Annotated in this window: 23 protein-coding genes; 2 read left to right on the top strand and 21 right to left on the bottom strand. The window is 65.2% G+C overall.

Features of this window, described 5'->3' with window-relative positions; all coding sequences use genetic code 11:
• The 17 genes from C0606_08600 to C0606_08520 form a co-directional block, all read right to left on the bottom strand.
• Complete coding sequence (locus C0606_08600) at positions 1 to 555, bottom strand: phosphohydrolase (protein PLX38264.1); 555 nt, start codon at positions 553 to 555, stop codon at positions 1 to 3.
• Positions 552 to 1,703 (bottom strand): phosphonate metabolism protein PhnM, encoded by a 1,152-nt coding sequence (locus C0606_08595; GenBank protein ID PLX38263.1) that lies wholly within the window; start codon positions 1,701 to 1,703, stop codon positions 552 to 554. Before C0606_08595 ends, C0606_08600 begins: the two co-directional genes overlap by 4 nt.
• Before the next feature lie 69 nt (positions 1,704 to 1,772).
• Positions 1,773 to 2,591, bottom strand: coding sequence for a phosphonate ABC transporter, permease protein PhnE (gene phnE / locus C0606_08590; GenBank protein PLX38262.1), 819 nt, complete (start codon positions 2,589 to 2,591; stop codon positions 1,773 to 1,775).
• Between the two features lie 91 nt (positions 2,592 to 2,682).
• Positions 2,683 to 3,681 (bottom strand): phosphonate ABC transporter substrate-binding protein, encoded by a 999-nt coding sequence (gene phnD, locus C0606_08585; GenBank protein PLX38261.1) that lies wholly within the window; start codon positions 3,679 to 3,681, stop codon positions 2,683 to 2,685.
• Positions 3,682 to 3,726: 45 nt separating this feature from the next.
• Positions 3,727 to 4,566 (bottom strand): phosphonate ABC transporter ATP-binding protein, encoded by an 840-nt coding sequence (phnC, locus tag C0606_08580; GenBank protein ID PLX38260.1) that lies wholly within the window; start codon positions 4,564 to 4,566, stop codon positions 3,727 to 3,729.
• Between the two features lie 149 nt (positions 4,567 to 4,715).
• A complete protein-coding gene (locus C0606_08575; GenBank protein PLX38259.1) occupies positions 4,716 to 5,342 on the bottom strand; it encodes an acetyltransferase in 627 nt (208 codons plus the stop codon).
• A complete protein-coding gene (gene phnL, locus C0606_08570; protein PLX38258.1) occupies positions 5,342 to 6,040 on the bottom strand; it encodes a phosphonate C-P lyase system protein PhnL in 699 nt (232 codons plus the stop codon). Before phnL ends, C0606_08575 begins: the two co-directional genes overlap by 1 nt.
• Before the next feature lie 11 nt (positions 6,041 to 6,051).
• Positions 6,052 to 6,873 (bottom strand): phosphonate C-P lyase system protein PhnK, encoded by an 822-nt coding sequence (gene phnK, locus C0606_08565; GenBank protein ID PLX38257.1) that lies wholly within the window; start codon positions 6,871 to 6,873, stop codon positions 6,052 to 6,054.
• The gene (locus C0606_08560) at positions 6,843 to 7,745 is read right to left on the bottom strand and encodes a carbon-phosphorus lyase (GenBank protein PLX38256.1); all 903 of its coding nucleotides are present in this window, start codon (positions 7,743 to 7,745) and stop codon (positions 6,843 to 6,845) included. The genes phnK and C0606_08560 overlap by 31 nt, the downstream gene beginning before the upstream one ends.
• Positions 7,742 to 8,848, bottom strand: a complete 1,107-nt coding sequence (locus C0606_08555; protein ID PLX38255.1) for a carbon-phosphorus lyase complex subunit PhnI — start codon at positions 8,846 to 8,848, stop codon at positions 7,742 to 7,744. Before C0606_08555 ends, C0606_08560 begins: the two co-directional genes overlap by 4 nt.
• 1 nt (position 8,849) lies before the next feature.
• On the bottom strand, positions 8,850 to 9,443 hold the full coding sequence (locus tag C0606_08550) for a phosphonate C-P lyase system protein PhnH (protein PLX38254.1): 594 nt from the start codon (positions 9,441 to 9,443) through the stop codon (positions 8,850 to 8,852).
• On the bottom strand, positions 9,443 to 9,910 hold the full coding sequence (phnG, locus tag C0606_08545; GenBank protein PLX38253.1) for a phosphonate C-P lyase system protein PhnG: 468 nt from the start codon (positions 9,908 to 9,910) through the stop codon (positions 9,443 to 9,445). The genes C0606_08550 and phnG overlap by 1 nt, the downstream gene beginning before the upstream one ends.
• A 133-nt stretch (positions 9,911 to 10,043) precedes the next feature.
• Positions 10,044 to 11,927: a 3-keto-5-aminohexanoate cleavage protein gene (locus tag C0606_08540; GenBank protein ID PLX38252.1), complete on the bottom strand. Its 1,884-nt coding sequence runs from the start codon at positions 11,925 to 11,927 to the stop codon at positions 10,044 to 10,046.
• 1 nt (position 11,928) lies between these two features.
• The gene (locus C0606_08535; protein PLX38251.1) at positions 11,929 to 13,203 is read right to left on the bottom strand and encodes a C4-dicarboxylate ABC transporter permease; all 1,275 of its coding nucleotides are present in this window, start codon (positions 13,201 to 13,203) and stop codon (positions 11,929 to 11,931) included.
• A 1-nt stretch (position 13,204) separates the two neighbouring features.
• Positions 13,205 to 13,732 carry a C4-dicarboxylate ABC transporter substrate-binding protein gene (locus C0606_08530; protein PLX38250.1) on the bottom strand — a complete coding sequence of 176 codons (528 nt, stop codon included), beginning with the start codon at positions 13,730 to 13,732 and terminating at the stop codon, positions 13,205 to 13,207.
• A gap of 57 nt (positions 13,733 to 13,789) precedes the next feature.
• Positions 13,790 to 14,797, bottom strand: coding sequence for a C4-dicarboxylate ABC transporter substrate-binding protein (locus C0606_08525; protein ID PLX38249.1), 1,008 nt, complete (start codon positions 14,795 to 14,797; stop codon positions 13,790 to 13,792).
• A 23-nt stretch (positions 14,798 to 14,820) separates the two neighbouring features.
• The gene (locus C0606_08520; protein PLX38248.1) at positions 14,821 to 15,735 is read right to left on the bottom strand and encodes a shikimate dehydrogenase; all 915 of its coding nucleotides are present in this window, start codon (positions 15,733 to 15,735) and stop codon (positions 14,821 to 14,823) included.
• A gap of 133 nt (positions 15,736 to 15,868) precedes the next feature.
• Here C0606_08520 and C0606_08515 point away from each other — a divergent pair, with 133 nt between their 5' ends.
• Both C0606_08515 and C0606_08510 read left to right on the top strand, forming a co-directional pair.
• The gene (locus tag C0606_08515; GenBank protein ID PLX38247.1) at positions 15,869 to 16,549 is read left to right on the top strand and encodes a TetR family transcriptional regulator; all 681 of its coding nucleotides are present in this window, start codon (positions 15,869 to 15,871) and stop codon (positions 16,547 to 16,549) included.
• 246 nt (positions 16,550 to 16,795) lie between these two features.
• Complete coding sequence (locus C0606_08510) at positions 16,796 to 19,495, top strand: carbonate dehydratase (GenBank protein PLX38763.1); 2,700 nt, start codon at positions 16,796 to 16,798, stop codon at positions 19,493 to 19,495.
• A gap of 62 nt (positions 19,496 to 19,557) precedes the next feature.
• Here C0606_08510 and C0606_08505 read toward each other — a convergent pair whose 3' ends face one another.
• The 4 genes from C0606_08505 to C0606_08490 are packed head-to-tail and all read right to left on the bottom strand — an operon-like array spanning position 19,558 to position 23,024.
• Positions 19,558 to 20,940 carry a phosphogluconate dehydrogenase (NADP(+)-dependent, decarboxylating) gene (locus tag C0606_08505; protein ID PLX38246.1) on the bottom strand — a complete coding sequence of 461 codons (1,383 nt, stop codon included), beginning with the start codon at positions 20,938 to 20,940 and terminating at the stop codon, positions 19,558 to 19,560.
• Positions 20,941 to 20,957: 17 nt separating this feature from the next.
• Positions 20,958 to 21,464 carry a hypothetical protein gene (locus C0606_08500; GenBank protein PLX38762.1) on the bottom strand — a complete coding sequence of 169 codons (507 nt, stop codon included), beginning with the start codon at positions 21,462 to 21,464 and terminating at the stop codon, positions 20,958 to 20,960.
• Between the two features lie 34 nt (positions 21,465 to 21,498).
• Complete coding sequence (locus C0606_08495; protein ID PLX38245.1) at positions 21,499 to 22,410, bottom strand: 2-dehydro-3-deoxygalactonokinase; 912 nt, start codon at positions 22,408 to 22,410, stop codon at positions 21,499 to 21,501.
• A gap of 2 nt (positions 22,411 to 22,412) precedes the next feature.
• Positions 22,413 to 23,024 carry a 2-dehydro-3-deoxy-6-phosphogalactonate aldolase gene (locus C0606_08490; protein PLX38244.1) on the bottom strand — a complete coding sequence of 204 codons (612 nt, stop codon included), beginning with the start codon at positions 23,022 to 23,024 and terminating at the stop codon, positions 22,413 to 22,415.
• Positions 23,025 to 23,038 lie beyond the last annotated feature (14 nt).

Raw genomic sequence — 23,038 nt, 5'->3', positions numbered from 1 at the left:
TCATGCCGGCCCCTGTGACCCCGCAACCCGGTTCAGCATGTCCCGATAGGCATCGAGCGGCGGTGTTTTCATCTCCGGATCCTTGCCGAGATCGTCCCAGGCGCGCAGTTTAACCGCGTCCTGCCAGAACGGATTGCGGCGAAAGCGCTCGACCCCGTCCTCATTGTACGGCCCGCCCTGCACCTTGAGCGAGGTGACCGAGGCCGGCGACAGCGTCTCGAAATAGTCCGGATCGACCGCGCACAGATAGCGTTTGGCGGCGACATGCAGGCGGATCGGCTCGGTCACCGCCGGCGGGAACCAGTTGGCGAGGAATTCGGCACCGAGTTTTTCATGGCACAGGTCGATGCCCTTTTCGGCGGCGCCCTCGTCGCCGGCAACCAGATGCCCGTAATCGTGCAAAAGGGCGGCTATCACCAGCGCCTCGGGCGCGCCCGCCTGTTCGGCGAACACCGCACATTGCAGCGCGTGCTGAAGCTGCGTCACGGCCTCACCGCCATACATCTCGTGCCCGTCCGACGACAGCGTCGCGATGATCCGTTCGATCGCGCTCATTGCACCCTCCGGCCTTCGCGCCAGACTTCGCGCACGATCGGCACACCCGACTCGTCGTCGCTGACCCGGACCAGATCAGCACGCAGGCCGGCCGCGATCCGGCCGCGGTCGGTGAGGCCAACGGCTTCGGCCGGTGTCGACGTCACGGTGCGCACCGCCTCGGGCAGCGAGATTTCCGGCGCCAGCCGCGGCAGCGACAGCGAGGCCTGAAGCAGGCTGAACGGCACATAATCCGACGACAGGATGTCGAGCAGGCCGTGGTGTGCGAGGTCGAGCGCGGAAACATTGCCCGAATGCGAGCCGCCACGGACCACGTTCGGCGCGCCCATCAGCACCTTCATGCCGGCCTCGTGCGAGGCGCGGGCAGCTTCCACCGTCGTCGGGAACTCGGCGATCGCGACGCCGTCATTGATCGCTTCCTCGACATGCGCCGCCGTCGCGTCGTCATGGCTCGCCAGCACGATTCCCGTCTCATGGCAGCCGGCGATGACCGCCGCCCGGTTCACCGCCGAATATTTCGCGTGCTGCTCGAGCCGCTCGGCGATGAAGGCTTCCAGGTCGGCATCCGACATGCCGGTCTTGCCCTGGTAATATTCCTTGAACTTGTCGAGCCGCACGAACTGGCGCTGGCCCGGCGTGTGGTCCATCAGCGAGACGAGGCGCACATTGGGATCGGCGAAGAACGGCTCGGCTTCTTCCGCGACATCGCTTGACGACAGCTCGCAGCGCAGGTGGATGAGGTGGTCGGCGCGAAGCCGGCCGGCGCCGCGCGCGCCTTCGATTGCGGTCGCGAGCGTGCGCATTTCCTGGCCGAGCTTCTTGGAATCCGCATCCGAGCCGACGCGCAACGCATCGAACACCGTGGTGATGCCGGAGGAAACGATCTGCGCGTCATGCGCCTGCAAGGCGGCAATCGGGTTCCAGCGCACGCCCGGGCGCGGTGCATAGTGATTTTCGAGATGATCGGTATGCAGCTCGACGAGGCCCGGTACGACCAGGTCGCCCTCGCAGTCGAGACCGTTCTCGACAGTGCCTGACGACACCTCGACGATCACCCCATCGCGGGCGACCAGCGTGCCCTCGACGACCTCGTCATGCAGTACGATGCGCGCATTGGTCAGAACCAGTTCTGCGGGCGGTTTTTTCATTCAGTTCATTCCTTCAAGCCAAGGCGGCCGAGAGGACCGCCTTGCGGACAGCGCACCGGACCCGGCGACCTAGATGACGAGTTTGCGCAGCTGCTGTGACAGGATGTCGACGATCGACACGGTGACGACGACGACGAGCAGGATGGCAGCGGTTTCGGCGTAGTAGAAGCCACGGATCGATTCGAACAGGATCTGGCCGATGCCGCCGGCGCCGACCAGACCGAGTACAGTTGCTGAACGCACATTGGTCTCGAAGCGATAGAGCGAGAACGAGATCCACAAGGGCAGCACCTGCGGCACCACGCCGAAGATGATCTCCTGCAGCTTGCTCGCGCCGGTCGCGCGGATGCCCTCGACCGGGCGAGGATCGATTGCCTCGACGGCCTCGGAGAAGAGCTTCGCGACGATGCCGAGATTGTGCACGAACAGCGCCATCACGCCGGCGAACGGCCCGAGGCCGACAGCGACGACGAACAGCACGGCGAAGACCAGTTCGTTGATGGCGCGCGCCGCGTCCATCAGCCGGCGCACCGGCTGCACCACCCACACCGGGGCGATATTGTTGGAGGCCAGCAGCGCGAAGGGAATGCCAACGAAGACCGACAGGACGGTGCCCCAGATGGCGATCTGAACCGTCAGGATCATTTCGTCGATATAGACGTCGAGATCACGGAAGTTCGGCGACAGGAATCCCTCGGCATAGGACGCCATGTTGCCCGCATCGGTGAACAGGTACGGCCAGCGGTTCACTTCCGCGGGATAGTAGCCCCACACCAGAAGTCCCAGCAGCGCCGCCCACATCAGCCAGCGATAGGCACGCCGCCCGAGGTCTTCTTTCGGGATCGCGATCTTTGCGATTTCGGATGTGTTGAGCGTCGTCGGGGTCATGGGCCGGTCCGGTTCTCGTGCGGCAGTGCCTGCCGGATACAAAAAGCGGCGCCGGCATATTGGCCGGCACCGCCCGTTATTCGCGTCAGACTTACATCTGCGGAACGGAAGCCATCAGCTCTTCATACTTGGCCTTTTCGGCCTCGAGCTTGGCGATCTCTTCCTTCTTCTCCGCGTCGGACATCTTCTCGTCGCCCTGGATCTTGAAGATGTTCTTGGAGATCGAGAGAACGCGGATCGGATAGAGCTGCGCGTCCGATGACGGCTTGAACGGCGCCCAGGCGAGACCAGCCAGCACCTTGCGGGCATTGGCGACTTCTTCCGGCGCGCCGAGACGGCCATAGCCCATGATGAAGGTGTAGACCTTGTCCTTCTTCGCGGAGTCGAGATCCTTCTTCCAGACCAGCGGGTCGGACGGGATCAGCGGCGACTTCCAGATCACCTTGATGTTCTTGAAGGCTTCCGGCTGGTTCTTCTCGATGCGGGCGAGGTTCTCGGTGTTGTTGGTGGCAACATCGACCTGGTTGTTGGCAACCGCGAGCGCATTGGTCTCGTGGTTGGCGTTACGCACGGTCTTGAAGCACTTCTTCGGGTCGACATTGTTCTTGGCGAACACGAAGGTGGTCGGGACGAGGAAGCCCGAGGTCGAGTTCGGGTCGCCGATGCCGAAGTTCAGCGTGCCATCGCACTTCAGGACGTCTTCGAGCGAGTTCAGCTTGCTGTCGGCCTGGGTCAAGAGCAGCGACCAGTAACCCGGGTTACCCTCGACGTCGACGGTCTGGGCGAATACTTCACCGCCCGAGCGGTCGACGGCTTCCATCGCCGACTTGTTACCGAACCACGCAACGTCGACCTTGCCGAAGCGCATGCCTTCGATGACGCCGGCATAGTCGCTGGCGAAGAACGGCTTCACCTTGAGGCCGGTCTGCTTTTCCATTTCGGCGAGGAACGGATCCCACTGGGTACGCAGGTTCTGGGTCGATTCGGTCGAGATGATGCCGAAGTTCAGTTCGGTGGTTTCGGCGATCGCCGGAGCGACGAGCGCGGCGGAGAGGGCGACGGCCATCGCGCCCTTGGCAAAGAAGTTCATCAGAGTTGGCTCCCGTTGAAGGAAAGAGTTGTCATGCGGAATTGACTACGCTCCGGCAAAGGCCGGAACCGGGTTGGCGACCACCGGATACGCGTCGGCGATCGGTCCTTCAGGCAGCACCAGCTCCTCGCTGGCCTCGCCGTAAAGTTCGCGCAGGAAGTCATCGCTCAACGCGGTCGACGGGCCGTCATAGGCGATCTCGCCATCGCGCATGGCGATCGTGCGCGGGCAGAAGCGACGGGCATATTCGACCTGGTGGAGCGAGACGACGACGGTGATGCCGTCGTTCTGGTTGATTTCGGTCAGGGTCTCCATGACCCGCTTGGCCGAGGCCGGATCGAGCGAGGCGATCGGCTCATCGGCGAGCACGATTTCCGCCTTCTGGACCAGCGCGCGGGCGATCGCGGCGCGCTGCTGCTGACCGCCCGACAGCGTCGAGGCACGCTGCAGAGCCGTGTCTGCGATGCCGACCCGGTGCAGCGCCGCCATGCCGGAGCGCTTCTGATCGCCGCTGAACCAGCCGAGCGTACCGCGCCAGGCCGGGATATGACCGAGCAGGCCGATCAGCACATTGGTGAGAACGCTGAGTCGCGAAACCAGGTTGAACTGCTGGAAGACGACGCCGACCCGGCGGCGCACCATGCGGGCGTCGCTCTGGATCTGACCGCGCTTCTGGACAACCGTTCCGCCGACGGAAACGGTGCTTTCGCTCACGGTATCGCCCTTTTCAAGGCCGATCATGTGGCGGATGAGCGTCGATTTGCCCGAGCCCGACGCGCCGATCAGCGCAACCATTTCGCCGGACTCGACCGACAGAGAGACGTTCTTCAGCGCCTGCTTGCGCCCGAAAGCCTTCGACAAGTCGTTTACGACGATATCGGTCATGCCGCGTCCCCGCTAAATTTGCTGGAACTAGCCGATAGCGATCTTCGGTGACACTTCTGCAAAACGCGGATGACTGTTTGGTGACAGTCCCCGGATTCCACCCATGAGCTGCATTCTGTGCGCTCAGAGTCCGTCAGAAACAGTGTTGGTTACGCGTACTTTTCGAGAAATTGTTCGACCGAAAGCTGTCGGAAATCGGTTAGCGCCGCACCAAGCCGCTCATGCTCCCAGTCCCACCAGGCAAGCGCCTGCAGCCGGTCGCCAATGCCTTGCTCGAACCGTTGGCGGATCGGCTTTGCTGGCACCCCGGCAACGATCGTATAGGGCGCGACCGAGCGGGTAACGACGGCGCCCGATCCGATCACCGCGCCATCGCCGACGGTGACCCCGGGCATCACCGTGGCGCCATGCCCGATCCACACATCGTTGCCGATTGCGACCGCATTCTCCTGACGCCAGGAAAAGATCGTGTCGTCGAATTCGTGCTCACCCCAATAGTCGGCGGAGCGATAGGTGAAATGATGCTGCGTCGCCCGCCAGGTCGGATGATTCGACGCGTTGATGCGCACCGCGGACGCAATCGAGCAGAACTTGCCGATATCGGCGAAGAGAACATCGCCATCGCGCATGATGTAGCTGTAGTCGCCAAGCCGCGAATGGCTGATTTGGGTGCGCTCGCCCACTTCGGTGTAACGGCCGAGCTCAGCCTCCGTCAGAACGGCACCGTCGGCGACAACAGGCTCGATCCCGAGCCGCGTGTCCGCCTTCGTATCCATCAGGCGGCCGCCGCGAAGCGGGTGACGTCGACGACGCGGTCGGCGACCCGATCGCGAACATCCTCGTCGTGGAAGATTCCGAGGATCGCTGTGCCCGCTGCCTTCTTCTCGTCGATCAACCGCACCACGGCCTCGCGGTTGACGGCGTCGAGCGAGGCGGTCGGTTCGTCGAGCAAAAGCACCGGGCGTTCGGCGGCAAAACCGCGGGCGATGTTGACGCGTTGCTGCTCGCCGCCGGAAAAGGTCGCCGGCGCAAGCGTCCACAGCCGCTCCGGCACGTTGAGGCCGGCGAGCAGGACCTTGGCACGCTCCAGCGCGGCCGTCTCGCTGTTGCCCGCTTCGAGCAGCGGCTCGGCAACGAGATCGAGCGCCGAAACGCGCGGAATGACGCGCAGGAACTGGCTGACATAGCCGAGCGTCGTGCGCCGCAATTCGAGAACGTCGCGCGGCTCGGCGGTCGCGATATCGACCGTGCCGCCATCGCTGTGCACCAGGATCTCGCCCTCTTCGCAGCGGTAATTGCCGTAGATCATCTTCAGGATCGAGCTCTTGCCGGCGCCGGACGGACCGCCGAGCACGACACATTCCCCAGTCGCGACGCTGAGCGAGACACCGGAAATGACCGGCAGACGCGCGCCGCCCTGTAGGTGCAGCGTGAAGGATTTTCCAACCCCTGTGAGATCGAGTCGCGCAAGCATGGCCGGCCTATTCAAACCTGAAGGATCGAGGAAACGAGAAGCTGGGTGTAGGGCGCCTGCGGATCGTCGAGCACCTGATCGGTCAGCCCCTCTTCGATCACCTCGCCCGCCTTCATCACCATCATGCGATGCGACAGGAGGCGCGCGACGGCGAGATCATGAGTGACGACGACCGCCGCCAGACCGAGATCGGCGACCAGCCCGCGCAGGAGATCGAGCAGGCGCGCCTGCACCGAAACATCGAGACCGCCGGTCGGTTCGTCCATGAAGACGAGCCGCGGACCGGTCACCAGATTACGGGCAATCTGCAGCCGCTGGCGCATGCCGCCGGAAAAGGCGCGCGGATCGTCGTCGATGCGCTCCGCCGCGATCTCGACCCGGCCGAGCCAGTCGGTCGCCTTGTCGCGGATCTTGCCGTAGTGACGATCACCGACCGCCATCAGCCGTTCGCCGACATTGCCGCCGGCCGACACGGTCATGCGCAGCCCGTCGCTCGGGTTCTGGTGCACGAAGCCCCAGTCGGTGCGCATCAGCAAACGCCGCTCGGCTTCGGACAGGCTGTAGAGATTGCGCAGCCTTCCGTCGCGCATGCGGTATTCGACGCTGCCGCCGCTCGGCGCGAGACGTGTCGCCAGACAATTGAGCAGCGTCGTCTTGCCCGAGCCGGACTCGCCGACGATAGCGAGCACTTCGCCCGGCCACAGCGAAAAGCTGACATCGCGACAGCCGACGCGCGCGCCGTAATTCTTCGACACGCCTGAGGCAACCAGCAGCGGCGCGTCGGATGCGATCTCGACCTTGCTCACGATGCGGCCTCCGTCTTTTCCGCCCATTCGGGCGGCGCCAGCATCGCCCCGGCATGGCCGACGGCGCGGCGGTCCTCGCAATAATCGGAGTCCGAACACACGAACATCCGTCCGCCGTGATCGTCGGTGATCACCTCGTCGAGGAACACGCCCTCGGCGCCGCACAGCGCGCAGGGCTCGTCGAATTTCTGCACCTCGAAGGGATGATCCTCGAAGTCGAGACTGACCACATCGGTATGCGGCGGGATCGCGTAGATGCGCTTCTCGCGTCCGGCGCCGAACAATTGCAGCGCCGCCGAACGATGCATTTTCGGATTGTCGAATTTCGGCGTCGGCGAGGGATCCATCACGTAGCGCCCGTCGACCTTGACCGGATAGGCGTAGGTCGTCGCGATATGACCGTGTTTGGCGATGTCCTCATAGAGCTTCACATGCATCAGCCCGTATTCCTCGAGCGCATGCATGGTCCGCGTCTCGGTCTCGCGCGGCTCGAGGAACCGCAGCGGCTCCGGGATCGGCACCTGATAGACGAGGATCTGACCGGCTTTCAGCGCCGTTTCGGGGATCCGGTGACGGGTCTGGATGACGGTCGCCTCGTCGGTGTCCGTCGTCGTCGCGACCCCGGTCGTCTTGACGAAGAAGCCGCGAATGGCAACCGCGTTGGTGGTGTCGTCGGAACCCTGATCGATGACCTTCAACACATCGTCCGGCCCGATCACCGCCGCCGTCACCTGCACGCCGCCAGTGCCCCAGCCATAGGGCATCGGCATCTCGCGGCTGGCGAACGGCACCTGATAGCCGGGGATCGCGATCGCTTTCAGGATCGCGCGACGGATCATCCGCTTCGTCTGTTCGTCGAGATAGGCGAAATTGTAGGCCTGTTCGAAGCTCTCGGTCATTCCGCCGCCTCCCGCTCGCTACCCTCGTCGGCCTCGCGCTCGGCGAATTCGCGCCGCATCCGTCGCACCAGTTCGAGCTCCGACTGGAAGTCGACATAGTGCGGCAGCTTCAAATGCTCGACGAAGCCGGTCGCCTGCACGTTGTCGGAATGCGACAGCACGAATTCCTCGTCCTGTGCCGGCGCGGTGCGTTCCTCGCCGAGTTCCCCGGCGCGCAGCGCGCGGTCGACCAGCGCCATCGCCATCGCCTTGCGCTCAGACTGGCCGAACACCAGCCCGTAGCCGCGGGTGAATTGCGGCGGCGCCTTCGCCGATCCCTTGAACTGGTTGATCATCTGGCACTCGGTCACCTGGATGCGGCCGAGCGGCACGGCAAAGCCGAGTTCCTCGACGAAGAACTCGACCTCGACCTCGCCGCAGCGGATCTCGCCGGCAAAGGGATGCGAGCGGGCATAGCCGCGCTGCGTCGAATAGCCGAGCGCCAAAAGGAACCCTTCGTCGCCGCGCGCCAGGTTCTGCAGGCGGAGATCGCGGTCGGCGGGAAATTCGAGCGGCGTGCGCGTCAGATCGCCGACCGGTGCGGCATCGTCGACAACAAGCGCCTCTTCGAGCAGACCTTCACCGGCGAGCAGCGACGACACTGGCGGCATCGGTCCGTCATCGACCGGACCCATTTCCGGCAACTCCGTCTCGCCATCGGCGGCAAGCGCGAAATCGAGCAGCCGGTGGGTGTAGTCGAAGGTGGGACCAAGCAGCTGACCGCCCGGCAGATCCTTGAAGGTCGCGGAAATGCGCCGTTCGACAGACATCTCGGAGGTCTCGACCGGCACCGACGTGCCGAAGCGCGGCAGCGTCGTGCGGTAGGCGCGGACCAGGAAGATCGCCTCGATGAGATCGCCGCGCGCCTGCTTGATCGCCAGCGCTGCAAGCTCGCGGTCATAGAGCGAGCCCTCGGACATCACCCGGTCAACGGCAAGCGCGAGCTGTTCGACGATCTGCTCCAGCGTCATTCCGGGCAGAGACCGGTCGCCGCGGCGCCGGTCGGCGAGCAGACGGTGAGCGTTGGCGATGGCTTTTTCGCCGCCTTTGACCGCAACATACATGTTAGCGAACCTCCCCGAGCGGGCGCACCGAGCGCGGCAGCGCCGCAATCGCGTCAGCCGCACACAGGATGACGTCGACACCGAGCGGAAACAGCGAACGGTTGTCCGCCACCGACGTCCAGAACCCGTCCGGCAGCGGCATCGCGTCGAAGCGGATTTCCCCGTCGATGCCGGGCCCCGAAAGCCTCTGTCCGGTGGACGCGGTCATCGCCTGAACCTGCAGGATCAGCGTCGTCGAACGGTCGGGATATTCCGCCGTCCCTTGTGCAAAGACATCGAACGCCGGGCAGGCCGCCGGATCGGCGAGCACGGCAAAGGCCGCCCCTTCCGGCGTCGCGACCAGCGGGCAGGCGGTGTTGAAGCGCAGCCAGTCGCTAACCGGTTCGCCGCCGAGAGCATCGTCGAGCCAGACCGGCGTTTCGAAATCGATCAGGGTGAGCAGCACCGCCGCCGTTGTCGGCAACAGCGGCGCTGGCGGTGCCAGATCGCTGGCAAGAGCGACCGGCCGGCCCGGTTCGGCCATCGCCGCGGCGACCGCCCGGAACACGGCCTGAGACTGGAAAACAGGATCGGCAAAACCGGCGGCAAGGGTCATCAGTCGTCACCCCGCACCATTGTGAAGAAATCGACCTTGGTCGCCGCCGTCTCCGCCGCGCGCTTGCTGTCGGCCTCGGCCTGACGGGCCCGCATCACCGCGAGAACGTCGGCCTCAACGCGGCCGCGCTGCGGACCCTGCCAGAGCGCATCGAAAATGGCGACCAGCCGGGCCTTTTCGCGGTCGCGACCGAGCACGTGACCATGACCGACCGCCTCGCCGATGCGCACCGCCGCGCGGGTGACCGTCGTCTCGCCGAAATTGAACGGCGAACCGTCGCCGCCGATACGGCCCTGAAGCATCACAAGACCGATTTCGGGGCGGCGGATATCGGCAACCTCGGGCTTGTCCGACCACGCCTGCCAGGCCTCGGCCAGGTCTTCGGCGGATGCCAGACCCAGCGAGCGCAGCGCCTCGGCGCGGGCCCCGCTATCTGCTGCGGGCGAAATCGTCTTGTCGAGAATCATGGCATCGGCGAGCTCTGTGAAACGGCAGGAGCCATCCCTTAAGGACCCGCAATGACACTTCGATGACAATGGCAGGAACCGTCCACAGGGGCGTGCCGGTCAGGCCCGGCGCCAGCCGGCTCACCGCCCGCGCTCAGACGCGCGGCATGCCCTTGGAGCGTACCAGCCGCTTTTGCGCGGCGATACGGAACGGCGCGTTGGGAGCCCCGAAGCCCCGATAGCCGGGGCCGCGCTGGACGATCTCGAAGAACAGACCGCCGGCGAAGGCGCGGCTGTAACACTGGAAGAACTCGCCACCGGCATCCCGGTCGTAGAGCACATTCGCCGCCCGCATACGTTCGATCAGGCCGGGCGGGAAATCGAACCGTGCCGCCAGGTCGTCGTAGTAATTCTGCGGCATGGCGAGCGGCTCGAAGCCACGTTCGCCGAGGGTTTCGAGGGTGGCGAAGATATCGTCGCTCGCCAGCGCCAGATGCTGAACCGAGGCACCGAAGGTCTCGGCGAGAAAACTGCCGGCGAGCGTACGGTGACTGTCGGCGCCATTGAGCGTGATCCGAAGCGAACCGTCCGCCGTCGCGACCACCTGGCTGCGCACCAGGCCGTCGGGATCGAAGACGTCGACCATCGCCGACTTCTCGGTCTCGAACAGCGAGTTGTAGAACAGCGTCCACGACAGCATCTCGTCGTAGCTCATGGTCTGCGCGATGTGATCGACCCGCGTCAGCCCCGCCCCGCCGACCGGTGCGGCGGCATCGAACTCCTGCTGCCACACGCGCGAAAGCCCGCTCGTTTCATCGAGGAAATGCAGCACCGACCCCGACAGCCCGCGGATCGCCGGAATGTCGAGTTCGCCGGGCCCGATCGGCTGCGAAAAGGGTTCGGCGCCGAGTTCGGTGGCGCGCTGCAGTGTGTCGGCAGCCGACGCCACCGCAATGCCGATATCGCAGACGATGGTGCCGCGCGCGTTCCACGCGTGCGCCGCATGCCCTTCCGTCTCCTCGTTGAGCACGATGCGGATGTCACCCTGCTGGAACAGCGTCACCTGCTTGTTGCGATGACTACCGGCGCGCTCGAAGCCGAGCGTTCCGAGAAGCGCTTCCAGCGAACGCGCCTCCGCGCCACGGCTGGCGAATTCGAGAAACGCCACACCCTCGGGCCGCTGGCGGGCCGGAAACGCCGGCAGGTCGACGCTGACCGCCGGTTCGGCCCGGCGCACATCGTCCATCAGCGCGACAAGCGAGCGATGACCGTCGCGGGCGACCTGCTGGTTCGAGCCGCCGCGGAACTGGTCGTTGAAAATCTCAAGGCTGATCGGCCCGGCATAGCCGGTCGCCATCACCGCCCGCATGAAGTCGGTGACCGGGAGATCGCCCTCGCCCGGCATGTTGCGGAAATGGCGCGACCAGTAGAGCAGGTCCATGTCGATTGCCGGCGCGTCGGCGAGCTGGATGAAGAAGATCTTGTCGCCGGGAATGCGCCGGATGCTGTCGGGATCGATCTTACGCGCCAGCGTATGGAAACTGTCGAGGATTACGCCGACATGATCGTGCTCGGCGCGCCGCACGATCTCCCAGGCGTCACGGTGATCGTTGACATAGCGGCCCCAGGCGAGCGCCTCGAAACCGACCCGCAGGCCCCGCTTCGCCGCCCGTTCGCCCAGTTCGTGGAAATCGGCCGCCGCCCGGTCGATTCCGCCAAGCCCCGCCGCATGGACGCTCGAACAGACCAGAACGAGATCGGTACCGAGTTCCTCCATCAGGTCGAACTTGCGCTCCGCGCGGTCGAACGCCTTGGCGCGCAGCGGCTCCGGCAACCCCTCGAAATCGCGAAACGGCTGGAACAGCGTGATCTCCAGCCCGTGGTCGCGCACCATCGCGCCGACCTCGCGCGGTCCGCCGTCGAAGGCGATGAAATCCTGCTCGAAGATCTCGATGCCGTCGAAGCCGGCGGCGGCGATGGCGGCGAGTTTTTCGCGCAAATTGCCGGAGATCGAAACCGTGGCGATAGATGTCTTCATGTCAGTATCCGAGTACCCGCGGCAGCCAGACGACCGTCTCGGGCACGAAGGTCAGGATGACGAGGACGAGAACTTCGACGAGGAACAGCGGCAGGATCGCACGCACCAGCTTCGCCATCCCCACATTGGCGATCGATTCGGCCACGAACAGGCACAGCCCGAGCGGCGGCGTAATGAGCCCGATCATCAGGTTGAAGATCACCAGAATGCCGAAATGCACCGGGTCGACGCCGAGCGAGACGGCAATCGGGTGCAGGATCGGCACCAGCACCAGCATCGCCGCGATCCCTTCAAGGAACAGCCCGACGAAGAGAAACAGCACGATGGTCGCCAGCAGGAAGGTGGTCTGGCCGCTGACATTGGACAGCACCCAGTCGGTCAGGAGATTGGGCACCCGGTTGTAGGTCAACAGCCAGTTCGCCGCCGACACCGCAGCGATGATGACGAGAATGACCGCACTGTCGCGCATCGCCTCTGAAAACAGCCGGGGCAACGCCGAGAGCCGGATCTTGCGGTAGACGAACAGGCCGAGGAAAAGCGCGTAGGCAACCGCGAAGCTCGCCGCTTCCGTCGGCGTGACGACACCGGCGAGGATCGAGCCGACGACAAACACCGGCATCAAGAGCGGCAGGATACCGTCGAGCAGCGCCTTTGCCGCCGGCTGCGAGGTAAGCTCGCTCGCCTGATCGCCGTGATCGGTGCGCACCACCAGCATGACATAGGCCGACAGGAACAGCGCCAGCAAGAGACCCGGAATAACCCCGGCGATGAACAGCGCCGGAACCGACACGCCGGTGACGATCAGCGCGTAGATGATGACGGGGATGGACGGCGGGATGATCGGCCCGATCACCGAGGACGCCGCGGTGATGGCGGCAGCGAAGGCGCGGTCGTAGCCGTGCTTCTGCATTTCGGGGATGAACACCCGGCCGATTGCCGAGGTATCGGCCACCGCCGAGCCGGACAGCCCGGCAAAGATCACCGAGGCCCAGATGTTGACGAGCGCCAACCCGGCGCGCATCCGCCCGACCAGCACATTGGCGAAGGCGATGATGCGCCCGGTGATGCCGCTCTCGTTCATCACCTCGCCGGCGAGCACGAATAGCGGGATGGCGAGCAGCGGAAAGGAGTTCAGCCCCTTGAACATTTCCGTCGCAACGATGCGCAGCGCATAGGGCGCGTCGTTGGCGGCCATGAAGGCGAACAGGGCGGCGATGATCGCAAAGGCGATCGGCACGCCGATGGCAAGAGCAACGAGGAGGACGGCGTAGACCATGTCACTCGGCCCCGCCGGATTGCAGCCGTTCGAGAAGTTTCAGCAGCGCGGCAATGGCAAGCATCACACCGCCGATCGCGACCGCGTATTGCCAGGTGCCGACCTTGCCGATCCACGACAGCATCGGAATACCCGTCGTATCGACCAGCCAGGAGGCGGCGGATTTGAGCCCAGACGCGTCGAGATTGCCGCGCCGCATGGCAAAGGCGTGGCCGGCATAGGCAAGCGTCACACCGGCGGCGAGCGTCACCAGATCGACCAGCGCAAACAGCCGGTTGCGGGTCCGCGGCGTGAGGAAATCGATGAACAGGGTGAAGCGGATATGCCGGTCCTGCAGATAGGCGAGCGCGACGCCGAACATCACGCCGTAGATCGTCAGATAGATCGGCAGCTCCTCGCCCCAGGCGACCGACTGGCCGACCGTGTAGCGGCGCACCGAATTGACGAAGATGATGGCGAAGACGAGCGCCATCGACAGCCCCGCGCCAAAGGCAAAGACACGACGGGCGGCAAGGGTGATTGCGCGCATCTCGCGATGCTCCCCGTAAAGACCGGGCCGGAAGGGATTCCGGCCCGGCAGTCGTTGTTACTTCGTCGCCGCGGCAACCGCCTCGCCGAGACGGTCGATCCACACGGCGTCGTCACCGAGTTCGCCACGCAGATATTCGACCACCGCCGGCTGCGCCTTGTCGGCGAACGCCTTGATCTCGTCCGCGGTCGGCGAATAGACCTGCATGCCTTCCGCCTGCACCTTGTTGACGCCCTCGGCCGTGCCCCACTGCTGGATCGCGCGGCCCATGGTGCCGGCAACGCGGGCGGCCTTCTGCACCACCTGCTGCTCGGCCGGGCTCAGCGACTGGAAGAACTCGTCGCTGATCAGGATGAAGTCGGCGGCATAGACGTGACCGTCGAGCGTCATGAACTTCTGCAGCTTGTGCAGACCGTTATTGTAGATCACGCCGACCGGATTTTCCTGGCCGTCGACCACGCCGGTCGACAGCGCGTTCGGCAGTTCGGTCCAGGCGATCGGGGTCGGCTCGCCGCCGAGGCCCTTGACCATCTCGACATAGAGCGGGATCGGCTGCACGCGGAACTTCAGGCCCGCCATATCGGCCGGCGAACGGATCTCGCGGGTGTTGTTGGTGAAGTTGCGGAACCCGGTTTCGCCGAAAGCAAGCGTCCGAAGCCCGGTCTTTTCAAGGCAATGGGCGGCAAGCGCCGAGCCGAACTCACCGTCGAGCACGTCCCAGGCAACCGTCGCCGAAGAGAAGGTGTAGGGAATGTCGAGCACGGACGCCGCCGGGCAGACCTTCGACATGGCGCCCGACACCAGCACCACCTGGGTGATGCCTTCCTGCGCCTGACCGACCAGCTCGGTCTCGTTGCCGAGCGCGCCGGCCGGGAAGATTTCCACCGTCAGATCGGTTTCGCCTTCGACGATGTTCTTGAAGACGTGCGCCGCGGCGCCCTTCTTCGAGGCGGTCCACTCGTCCGGGTCGACATGGGCGACGCGGATCGTCTGGGCCGAGGCCGCCGTGGCAAGCCCGAAGGTCAGCGCCGCGGCAGCGGCAAAGGTTGCGAGTTTGAATTTCATGGTCTTCCTCCCACAGTGATTTATCAGGTTTCCGCCACCTGGCGGGTTTGTTGCTGGCGGGTTTGTTGTTCGAAGGCATCGAACGTCGCCGTCATGCGATTTGGATCGGCGCGCCGACCGGTGAAAAGCTCGAACGCCCGCACCGCCTGGAACACGGCCATGCCGGAGCCGGGCAGCACACGACAGCCGCGCGCGCGGGCCGTCGCCAGAAGTTCGGTTTCGAGCGGGAAATAGACGATATCGGCGAACCAGACGGCCGGGTCGAACAAGGCGGCGGGCACCACCGAGCCGGGCGTCGCCACCATGCCGATGGGCGTCGCATTGACGATGCCGTCGAGACCTTCGGCGAAAGTCTCCTCGATCGACGGGCTGGCCTCGGCAATGACATCGGGACGGTTGCGGCCGAGCTGTTCGGCAAGCGCGGCAGACCGGCGCTCGTCGGCATCGAAGATCGACAGGCGCTTCACCCCGCAATCGGCAAGCGCATGCGCCACCGCGCCACCGGCACCGCCCGCCCCGATAAGCAGAACGTGGTCGCGCGCCGTATCGGCCATACCGCGCCGGAAGCTTTCCGAGAACCCCCACAGATCCGTGTTGTGCCCGATCCGGCGGCCATTGCGGAGAACCACCGTGTTGACGGCACCAACAGCCGCGGCATTCGGCGACACATCGTCGAGCAGCGGCAGGATGTCGACCTTGAAGGGATAGGTGATGTTGAGGCCATCGAAACCGGTCAGCTCGGCGGCCTGCAGGATGGCTTCCAGCGACGGGGCATTGGGCTGGCGGACATCGACATCGATCAGCCGATAGACCGCGCGCAGGCCATGCGCCTCGGCCTCCGCCATGTGCATCTCGGGCGTGCGCGATTTCGCGATCCCGCAGCCGACAAGGCCGAGAAGCACCGTTTCGCGGCCTTCAGATGTCGCTCGAAGCGGCATGCCCACGCTTTCCTCCAACCGGCTTCATACGTCCGTTGCGCTCCATAATGAACCGTGCGGTTAATTTGTCAATCAAATTGAACCACCCGGTTAATTTGCTACTATGCGCCGAATAGGCGACAAGGAAGGTGTGATGGCAAAACTGCTTAAAAACACTCGCGAAAACACCCGCACCTGGCGGCAGGATCCCGAAGCGGTGAAAGCCGATATCCTGCGTGCCGCCCGCGCGGAGTTCGCCGAACACGGGCTTTCCGGCGCTCGCGTGCAGGACATTGCCGACCGCATCGAGACCTCCAAGCGGATGATCTTCTACTATTTCACCGACAAGGAGACGCTCTACCGGGCCGTGCTTGAAGCCGCCTACCGGCAGGTGCGCGAAGGCGAAAAGGCGCTCGATCTGGCCGAGCTGCCACCCGACCGGGCGCTCGCCCGGCTGGTCGAGTTCACTTTCGACCACCACTCCAACAATCCCGAGTTCATCCGTCTGGTGATGATCGAGAACATCCACCACGGCCGCCACCTGAAGGAAGCCGTCTCGCTCGGTGACACCAACACCTCGGCCATCGAACAGCTCGAGGACATCTGCGCCCGCGGCCGCGAGGCGGGCCTCTTCCGCGACGATGTCTCACCGCTCGAACTTCACTGGCAGATCAGCGCCATGAGCTTCTTCAACGTTGCCAACCGCACCACCTTCGCGCTCAATTTCGGTGACGCCCTGTTCTCAGCTGAAGGCCAGGCAAGCCTGCGCCGCCGCGCCGTCGACAGCATCCTGCGCTCGATCCTCATAAAGCCGGAAACATGGTCGGCTAACTGACCACGCCCATCGTCGCAACGACATACGGCGCACGCCGCGAGCGGGACCTACGCATTTTTGCTAAGACCTTGTTTTAAAAAGAATTAAACCTACATTAGGGATCGGTTGCTATACAGCGTTCAATTGCCGCGTGTGAACGGCGGCAGGACCCTATCATCCCAGGTCCAGCATCTCTGATTTCCAAATTGGTCCTCTTCGGAGCGAAAGCGCTCCGGGAAAGCGGGCGTGAGCGTGGAACAGTCTCCGATCCTTGAAAAGAACAGCTACGATCCCGGCTGGTTTCACAGCCGCGACGTCTCCGAAATCGTCGACTATCTGAAGGTCGATCTGGCCGGCCTGTCTTCGGAGGATCTGGAACGGCGGCGCGAGCTGTTCGGCGAAAACACGCTGCCGCAGGCCAGAGGCCGCTCGTGGATCGAACGCCTTGCCGCGCAGTTCCACAACGTCCTGATCTATGTCCTCGTCGCGGCCGCCGCGCTGACGACCTGGCTCGGACATTTCGTCGATGCCGGTGTCATTGCCGGGGTGGTGGTGATCAATGCGATCATTGGCTTCCTGCAGGAAGGCAAGGCGGAAAAGTCGCTCGAATCCATCCGCAATTTGATGTCGGAGGACGCCGTTGTCATCCGCGACGGCAAGCGGGCGAGCATTCCCGCCACCGAACTCGTCGTCGGCGATATCGTCGTGCTCCAGCCCGGCGACAAGGTGCCCGCCGATCTGCGCCTGCTTTCCTGCCGCGGGCTGCAGATCCAGGAAGCCGCGCTGACCGGCGAAAGCGTACCCGCGGATAAATCCGTCAACGCAGTCGCCACCGACGCCGCCCTCGGCGACCGCACCTGCATGGCCTATTCGAGCACCATCGTCGCCCGCGGACAGGGCAAGGGCGCCGTCTCCGCCGTCGGCACCATGACCGAGATCGGCCGGGTCAAGGGCCTGCTGCAAAGCGTGCAAAGCCTCGAGACCCCGCTGACCCGGCAACTCGCCCAGTTCGGCCGCACTCTCACCCTGGTCATCCTCGCCCTTGCCGCGGCAACGCTCCTGTTCGGCGTCGTATTCCACGGCTCGTCGCTGGTCGACATGTTCCTGGCCGCCGTCGGCCTGGCAGTCGCGGCGATCCCCGAAGGCCTGCCGGCCATCGTCACGATCACGCTGGCGATCGGCGTCGAACGCATGGCCAAGCGCAACGCGATCATCCGACGGCTGCCCGCCGTCGAGACGCTTGGCGCGGTGAGCTGCATCTGTTCCGACAAGACCGGCACCTTCACCCGCAACGAAATGATGGTGCAGAGCATCGCGACGAGCGCCCATCTGTTCACCGTCACCGGCAGCGGCTATGCGCCCGAAGGCGCGCTGCTCCTCGATGGCGCGCCCGTCGAGCCCGACCACCGTCCGCTGCTGCACCAGCTCGCGGTCGCCGGCACTCTGTGCAACGACGCCGAAATCTCCCTGCGCGACGGTGCCCGGTTCATCGAGGGCGACCCGATGGAAGGCGCCATGCTGGTCGCCGCCGAAAAGGCCGGCCTCGACCATGTCGAGCAGCGCTGCGAACATCGCCGTCTCGATGAAATTCCCTTCGATTCCGAACATCGCTTCATGGCGACACTGAATCTCGACGAAGACGAGAAATCGATCGTCTACGTCAAGGGCGCGCCGGAGCGCCTGCTCGAAATGTCGGCCCGCCAGATCAGCTATCTCGGCGAAGAGCCGCTCGACCTCGCCTATTGGGAAGACCGCATGGCGGCGATGGCCGCCCGCGGCGAGCGGGTGCTGGCGCTTGCGGTGCGCGACAACGCGCCGGGACTCCGCAGCCTCAGTTTCGATGACGTCGAGACCGACCTTAGCCTGCTCGGCCTGTTCGGTTTCATCGACCCGCCCCGCCCCGAGGCGATCGAGGCGGTCGCGCGCTGTCAGAAGGCGTCGATCGACGTCAAGATGATAACCGGCGACCATGTCGAGACCGCCAAGGCGATCGGCGCACAGCTCGGGCTCGACCGTCCCGCAGCGGCGCTGAGCGGCAGCCAGCTCGACCACGTCTCCGACGACGTGCTGCGCGAAACGGTCGAAGACGTCGATATCTACGCCCGCACCAGTCCCGAAGGGAAACTGCGCATCGTGCGCGCCCTGCAGGCCAACAACCGCGTCGTTGCCATGACCGGCGACGGCGTCAACGACGCGCCGGCGCTCAAACAGGCCGATGTCGGCGTTTCCATGGGTCTGCGCGGCACCGAAGCGGCCAAGGAAGCCGGCGAGATGGTCCTTGCCGACGACAATTTCGCCTCCATCGCCGCCGCCGTCGAGGAAGGCCGCACGGTCTACGACAACCTCATCAAGTCGATCCAGTTCATCCTGCCGACCAATGGCGGCGAGGCCATGATCATCGTCGCCGCCGTGCTGTTCGGCATCACCCTGCCGATCACCCCGGTGCAGATCCTCTGGGTCAACATGATCACCGCGGTGACGCTGGCGCTGGCGCTCGCATTCGAGGCGCCGGAGAGCAACGTCATGGACCGGCCGCCGCGCGACCCCGATGCGCCGATCCTGTCCGGCTCCCTGTACTGGCGGATCGCCTTCGTCTCGCTGATCATCGTGACCGGCGTGTTCCTGCTGTTCATCCACCAGATCGATATTGGAATGCCGGTGGCAACGGCCCGGACGATGGCGGTCAATACGCTGGTGCTGTTCGAGGTGTTCTACCTGTTCAACGTCCGGCGAAACCGGCTGACCCACTACACCGACCACTTCGGCGCGGCGTCCCGCCCCGCCTGGATCGCGGTTGCCATCGTCATGGCGGCGCAAATCGCCTACACGCACACGCCGGTTCTCAACACCCTGTTCGGCTCGACGCCGATCGGGCTTGCCGACTGGGGCCTGTGCGTTCTGGTCGCCTCCTCGGTGTTCATCCTGGTCGAGATCGAGAAGGCTGTCCGCCATCGCCGACAGGGGTGAGGCCGCTCACCCGCATGCAGACAAGGACCGCCGCATGACCGCCACGGGTCCCTTCCCCGGCCCTACCACTCGGTGTGGAAGCTGCCGGGCCGGTCGGTGCGCTCATAGCTATGGGCACCGAAACAGTCCCGCTGCGCCTGGATGAGATTGGCGCCGAGTCGGGCACTGCGATAGCCATCGTAATAGGCAAGCGCGGAGGAAAGTCCCGGGACGGGAACGCCGGCCCGGACCGCATCCGCAACGATGCGCCGCCATCCGCCCTGCTGTTCCGCCACCAGAGCGCCGAAATACGGCGCCAGCAACAGGTTCGCCGGGGGTTCGGGACCTTCGAAGGCGTGCATGACATCGTCGAGCAAACGCGCGCGGATGATACAGCCGGCCCGCCAGACACCGGCGACCGCCGCGAGATCGACCGCCCAGCCGCGCTCATTGGCAGCCGCAGCGATCGTCGCAAGGCCTTGCGCATAGGCAATCACCGTCCCGCACAGAAGCGCGCGGCGCGCATCCTCCACGAACCCATCGACATCGTCAGGCCGCTTTGCCGCGTCTGGACCTGCGAGCGCCGCACTGGCCGCCACGCGCTCGTCCTTGCGAGCGGCGAGATTGCGCGCGAACACCGCCTCGGTGATGGTCGGTGTCGGCACACCGAGCGAAAGCGCTGCCTCCGAGCTCCATTGCCCGGTGCCCTTCTGGCCCGCCTTGTCGAGGATCTTCTCGACCAACGGACCGCTGCCGAGATCGTCGGCACGGTCGAGAATGCCGGCGGTGATCTCGACCAGATAGGAGGCGACCGTCGTTTCGTTCCAGTCGCGGAACACCCGCGCCATCGCCGGGTAATCGAGCCCGGCAACGTCGCGCAGCAGCACGTAGATCTCCGAGATCAACTGCATGACGGCATATTCGATGCCGTTATGGACCATCTTGACGAAATGGCCGGCGCCATCGCTGCCGACCAGCGCGCAGCAGGGCGCGCCCTCGTGGCGCGCGGCGATCGCTTCAAGCACCGGGCTGACGCGTGCATAGGCGGTCTCGTCTCCCCCGGCCATCAGCGAGGGCCCGTGCCGAGCGCCTTCCTCGCCGCCCGATACGCCAAGACCGATGAAATTGAGGCCCTTTTCGCGCAGAGAAGCTTCCCGCCGCATGGTGTCGCGATAGTGCGAGTTGCCGCCGTCGATCAGCGTGTCTCCGGGAGAGAGCAGCGGCGCCAGTTGCGCAGCGACATCGTCAACCGGCTCGCCCGCCTTGACCATGATGAGAAGGGAGCGCGGCGAAGGCAGGGCCTCGACCAGCGCGGCAAGACTGTCGGCAACTTCGAGCGGGCCAGGGTTTTCGGCAAAGCGGGCGCGCACCTGCGGCCACGGATCGTAGACGACCGCGCGCACGCCCTTGTCGACCATGTTGAGCGCGAGATTGTGGCCCATCACCCCGAGCCCGACGATGCCCATGGCTGGCTGCGTGTCGATCACGGCGTATCTCCCCGGCTCGTCAAATGAGAATGGATGGTTTCGGCCACCGTCGTGACCGAGGGACCGATGTCGACGCTGAGCGACAGTTCGTCGTCGCCCGGCGGTTCCAGGGTCGCGAACTGGCTGTCGAGCAGCGCGGTGGGCATGAAATGATCGGTACGCGCCGACATCCGGCCAGCAATGATTTCGCGCGTGCCCTTCAGGTAGACGAACAGGATCGGTTCGCCGGCCGCCGCGATCATGCGTTCGCGATAGGCACGTCGCAGCGCCGAGCAGGCACAGACCGCCATGCCGTCCCTGTCGGCCGCGGCGTGCAGCTCCTGGCCGAGCCTGTCGAGCCACGGCCAGCGATCCTCGTCGCTGAGCGGTACGCCATGCGACATCTTCTCGATGTTGGCCGGAGGATGAAAATCGTCGGCGTCGAGAAACGGCTTGTGGAGCCTTCCGGCGAGCGCCGCGCCAACGGTCGATTTTCCGCAGCCGGCAACGCCCATCACGACGATCAGGCGGCTCGAAGACGTGCTGGATCGGGCCATCTCAACGCCCCCCGCTGCGGCATTGCAGAATGTCGAAAAGCCCCCGCAGCGTCGCGTCGCTGGCATCGATCCAGCGATACACGTAGCCGAAATGCTCGAGCGCCCGTTCATAAGGACCGCGCAGGGTTTGCGAGCCGACCAGCAGCACCTCGCCGTCGCCGGGCGGATAGTCCGTCGCCATCGCGGCGATCTCCGACGCGATGAGCACGCCGGAGAGGAACGGCCGCACGTCGTCCGGGCCGAGATCGCCAAAGAGCCGCCGCGAACGGGCCGCGAAAAGCTGATGCAGCAAACCGCCGCTGCCTGCTCCCGCTGCAAGGCCTTCATCGAAGGCCGCACCGAGCGGGCCGCTATCGCCGGAGGCTTCGCGGCCAAGAAGCGAGTGCGCCATCATGACGGCGTGCACTTCCCCCGTCATCGACGTGGTGAAGGTAATCAGCGTGTCGTCTTCAACGCGCGCCCATTTGCTGTGGGTGCCCGGCAGACAGAGCATCGCGTCGCGCCGCCCGGTGAGGCCGAACGCGCCGAAGATCTGCACCTCCTCGCCACGCATCACGTCGGGCGCTTCGCCGGGGACACGCACGCCGGGAACGATCCAGACCTCCTCGAACCCGTCGACCGGAACCACTGCGCCAGCGAGGTCTGCAAGGGTGACCGGCAGCGGCAATTGCGGCGCCGCCTGCCAGCCGGTCGCCGCACCGACCATGCCGGCCATGTAGACGGGCACCGGCGATGATCCGCTCCGCCAGGGGTCGAGGGCGCGCGAAAATGCCTCTGGAAATTCACCGGGCGCCAACGATGCCATCCCCGGACCATCGCTGACGATCTGTTCGGGCGGCACCCCGGGACCGGTCGCGAGCCAGGCCCGGAAATTGGTCGTTCCCCAATCGACAAGGATGACCGGCCCGCCCATCGTCAGGAACCCTCCACCTGCCGCCACGCCGCGACGACGGCCGCCGCGCGGGCGCCGACTTCGTCTGCCGCGAGACCCGGCGCATAGAGTGAGCTGCCGAGCCCGAAGCCGTCATAACCGCCTGCCGTATAGGCTGCGAAATCCCCGGCCCCGACACCGCCGACGGCAAGAACCGGACAGCGGCGCGGCATCACCGCCTTCAGATCCGCCGCATAGCGGATCGGCAAGGCATTGGCGGGAAAGATCTTCACCGCGGTCGCCCCGGCATTGATGGCCGTGAACACCTCGCCTGGCGTCATGCAGCCGATCGCGGTCGCAATACCCGCATCGGTCGCAGCGCGGACAACCTCGGGATCGATTATCGGCGTCACCATCAGCCGCGCACCGATCGTGCCAAGCCGCTCGGCATCGGCGACAGACAGTACCGTTCCCGCGCCGACCACCACATCGTCCGGGCAATGGTCCACGAGACGGGCGATGCTGTCGAAGGGATCGGGCGAATTGAGCGGCACCTCGATGAGCGTGAAACCGGCGGCCATCAGCGCGTCCGCGATGCCGACAACCTCGTCAGGCCGCACGCCGCGCAGGATCGCGACCAGCGGCAATGTCGACATTGCCCGTGCAAAGG

It is taken from the genome of Hyphomicrobiales bacterium, assembly GCA_002869065.1.
In the GTDB taxonomy this organism is placed as follows: domain Bacteria; phylum Pseudomonadota; class Alphaproteobacteria; order Rhizobiales; family Rhodobiaceae; genus Rhodobium.
The sequence above is the reverse complement of the archived record's forward strand: the minus strand, read 5'-3'. Positions and strand labels throughout refer to the sequence as shown.